The organism is Streptomyces torulosus (genome assembly GCF_001419765.1).
GTDB lineage: Bacteria > Actinomycetota > Actinomycetes > Streptomycetales > Streptomycetaceae > Streptomyces > Streptomyces torulosus.
Genome location: NZ_LIRK01000999.1, coordinates 1 through 3,602 on the forward strand (window position 1 = coordinate 1; position 3,602 = coordinate 3,602).

3 protein-coding genes and 1 pseudogene are annotated in these 3,602 nt (G+C 73.5%); 3 read left to right on the forward strand and 1 reads right to left on the reverse strand.

The window, feature by feature from the left end; genetic code table 11:
* A partial coding sequence (lnt, locus tag AOK23_RS43505) for an apolipoprotein N-acyltransferase (RefSeq protein ID WP_107103015.1) occupies window positions 1-1,538 on the forward strand: 1,538 nt, incomplete at its 5' end.
* On the opposite strand, the gene AOK23_RS43510 is transcribed toward lnt, so the two are convergent.
* Complete coding sequence (locus tag AOK23_RS43510; RefSeq protein WP_055717864.1) at window positions 1,450-2,367, reverse strand: Gfo/Idh/MocA family protein; 918 nt, start codon at window positions 2,365-2,367, stop codon at window positions 1,450-1,452. The genes lnt and AOK23_RS43510 overlap by 89 nt on opposite strands.
* Before the next feature lie 79 nt (window positions 2,368-2,446).
* Here AOK23_RS43510 and AOK23_RS43515 point away from each other — a divergent pair, with 79 nt between their 5' ends.
* Window positions 2,447-2,959, forward strand: a complete 513-nt coding sequence (locus AOK23_RS43515; protein ID WP_055717865.1) for a DinB family protein — start codon at window positions 2,447-2,449, stop codon at window positions 2,957-2,959.
* A 314-nt stretch (window positions 2,960-3,273) separates the two neighbouring features.
* Window positions 3,274-3,602 (forward strand): annotated as a pseudogene (locus AOK23_RS46365) (hypothetical protein); the annotation flags it as partial.

Sequence of the window (3,602 nt, forward strand, 5' to 3'; positions counted from 1 at the left end):
CGTACGCCGCCCGCCGCGCGGTCGGGGCCGTGCGGACCAGCAGCAGCCAGGGCACCAGGGCCACGTACGCGAACCACCACAGGGCCGGTCCGGGGAACGCGAACACGGGCAGCGCCCCGACCGCGCGGCGGGCGGCGTACGACGGCTGGCTGGGCGGCGTCGGGTACATGCTGGCGCTGCACCACTGGCTGCTGCCGAACCTGCATGTCTTCACCTTCGTCATAGCCGCCCTGCTCGGGGCGCTCTGGGCGCCCTGGGGCTGGCTGGTGCACCGTCTGCTGGCGGGCGCTCCCCCGTCCCGGCGGGTCGCCGCCGCCGTGCTGGTCGTGCCGTCGGGCTGGCTGGCGATCGAGCTCGTCCGGTCCTGGCAGGGGCTGGGCGGGCCCTGGGGACTGCTGGGGTCCAGCCAGTGGCAGGTGGAGGCCGCACTGCGGCTGGCCTCGGTCGGCGGGGTCTGGCTGCTCAGCTTCCTGGTGGTCGGCGTGAACGTCGCGGTCACCGTCCTCGTCACGGTACGGCGGGCCCGGGTCCCCGCCGTCGCGGGCCTCGTCGCGACGGCCACCGTGACGTCCGCCGCGTGGGTGTGGTCACCGCGCCCCGACGTGGACGGCCGGGTACGGATCGCCGTCGTCCAGCCCGGGGTCACCGACGGCCCCGAGAACCGATTCACGAGGGAGGAGACGCTGACCCGGCGTCTCGCGGATCAGGACCTCGATCTCATCGTGTGGGGCGAGAGCAGTGTCGGCTACGACCTGGTCGAGCGTCCCGACCTCGCCGACCGCATCGCCGCGCTGTCCCGCGCGACGGGCGCGGACATCCTGGTCAACGTGGACGCCCATCGCTCGGACCGCCCCGGCATCTACAAGGGCTCGGTACTCGTCGGCCCCGACGGCCCGACCGGCGACCGCTACGACAAGATGCGGCTGGTCCCCTTCGGCGAGTACGTCCCGGCGCGCTCCCTGCTCGGCTGGGCGACCTCCGTCGGCGAGGCCGCCGGCGAGGACCGCAGGCGCGGCACGGAGCAGGTGGTGATGGACGTCGGCAAGGGGCTGCGCGTCGGACCGATGGTCTGCTTCGAGAGCGCGTTCCCCGACATGAGCCGCCATCTCGTCGACGAGGGCGCCGAGGTGCTGCTCGCCCAGTCGGCCACCTCCACGTTCCAGCAGAGCTGGGCGCCGGAGCAACACGCCACACTGGCCGCGCTACGGGCCGCGGAGACGGGCCGCCCGATGGTGCACGCGACCCTCACCGGTGTCTCCGCCGTCTACGGCCCGAGCGGCGAACGCGTCGGCTCCTGGCTCGGGACCGACGAGAGCACCTCCGCCGTGTACGACGTGCCGACCGCGAGCGGTACGACTCCGTACGTCCGCTTCGGTGACTGGCCGGTCCACGCGGCGCTGCTGGTCCTGGTGGTGTGGGGCGCCTTCGAGGGCCTGCGGACCGTGCGGGCTAGGGACGGCCGGGACGGGAGCGGTCCTCCACCTCCCGTACGACCCGCTCGCACATCTCGTGGGTCGCGAGCGCGTCCCGTGCGCTGAGCACCTTGCCGGCCCGGACGGCGTCGAGGAAGGTGAGCACCGCCTGTTCGATGCCGCGCTGCCGGGCCACCGGCACCCAGTCCCCGCGCCGCCGCAGGGACGGCTGCCCCTTGTGGTCGATGACCTCGGCGAGGTTCACGACCTGGCGCTTGGTGTCCTGCCCGGAGACCTCCAGGATCTCCTCCGCGGAGCCGCTGAGCCGGTTCATGACGCCGAGCGCGGTGAAGCCGTCCCCGGAGAGCTGCAGGACGATGTGGTGCAGCAGCCCGTTCTCGGTCCGGGCGCGCACGGTCATGTCCTCGACGGCCCCCGGGACCAGGAACCGCAGGGTGTCGACGACGTGGATGAAGTCGTCGAGGATCATCGTGCGGGGGTGCTCGGGCAGGCCGATGCGGTTCTTCTGCATCAGGATCAGCTCGCGCGGATGGTCGGCGCACTGGGTGTATCCGGGCGCGTACCGCCGGTTGAAGCCGACGGCGAGACCCACGTTCCGCTCCTCGGCGAGCCGTACCAGGCGCTCGGACTCGGCGAGTTCGTAGGCGAGGGGCTTGTCGACGTACGTGGGGACGCCCGCCTCCAGCAGCCGGGTCACGATCTCGGGGTGGGCGCCGGTCGGCGCGTGCACGAAGGCGGCGTCGAGGTCCTGGGCGAGCAGCGCGTCGAGGTCGGCGTGGCGTCGTCCCTGCGGGAGATGCAGGCTGTCGGCGACGCCGGCGAGCGTGGCGGGCGTCCGTGTCTGCAGGTGCAGTTCGACGCCGGGCTGGGTGCCGAGCACCGGCAGATACGCCTTCCGCGCGATGTCGCCGAGCCCGATGCAGCCGACCTTCACAGGGGTCTCCCGTCCACGGTGTGCCGAGGTCCCAGCATATGCGTGGCCGTGCGGGGCCCGGGTGGGTGAGGATGCGTGCATGACATCGCAGCGCACCGAACCCTCCGTGACCGCCGGTGAACGGGACATGCTGGAGGGATGGCTCGACCATCACCGGGAGACCCTCGCGGTCAAGTGCCAGGGCCTGGACGACGCCCGGTTGCGACTCGCCTCGGTGCCGCCCTCCGAGCTGTCCCTCATGGGGCTCGTCCGGCACATGGCGGAGGTGGAGCGCATCTGGTTCCGCAAGGTGCTCGCCGGTGACGACCAGGGGCCGATCTACTTCAGCGCCGAGGACCCGGACGGCGAGTTCCACCTCACCGAACGGGACACCTGGGAGGAGGCGTACCGCGTCTGGCAGGACGAGATCGCGGTCGCCCGCCGCAACGCCGGGCGCGCCGCCCTGGACGACATCGCCAAGTCGGCCCACGGACGCAAGGGCGAGGCGCCCAGCCTCCGGTGGATCTACACCCACATGATCGAGGAGTACGCCCGCCACAACGGTCACGCCGACCTCCTCCGCGAACGGATCGACGGGGCGACGGGTCACTGACGCGACGGGGCCCGCGGAGCACCGGTCCGTCAGGGTCGGCGGGGCACGGAGGCTACGAGGCCCGCGGGGCGCCGGTCCCTCGGGGCGGCGGGGTACGGAGCTGATGAGGCCGCGGGGCAGGGAGACGAGGCCGCGGGTCACGGAGCGGACGGCGGCTCCGTGGCCGGTGGGCAGGGCGCGGACGGTTGTCGGGGCTCGGCAGTCGCCGGTATGTGGGAGGCAGGCGTCGCACGCGGGCCCGGGGGTCACCCGTGTGGGGGCATCCTCTGCCTCTTCCCTCCCCAAAGCGGCGCGGACACAGCAGAGTTGCGCGGGTGCATCGACCGACCACCACCGCAACGCTCCTGGTCACCGTGGCCGTCTCGGCTCTCACCGGCTGCGTGACCGCGCTCCGCCCGCCCCCGCCCGGAACACCGCCCACTCCGTCCCGTTCCTCGGAGTCCCGGCCCGACGGCACCACCGAGACCCAGATCGTGCAGGCCCCGGCGCGGGAGGCACTGGAACTGATCGGCCCCCCGCGGCGCCCCACACCGAGCGCGTCCTCGCCGGCGGCGGGGCCCGCCGCCACGTCGGCCCCCGCCGCCGCGTCCACGCCCACGGCACCGGCTGCCCACCGGGAACGGCCCGCCCCACCACCTGTCCC

Coding starts and splice junctions, on each gene's coding strand:
- AOK23_RS43515 (WP_055717865.1), top strand. CDS start 2,447: ATGACATCGCAGCGCACCGAACCCTCCGTGACCGCCGGTGAACGGGAC.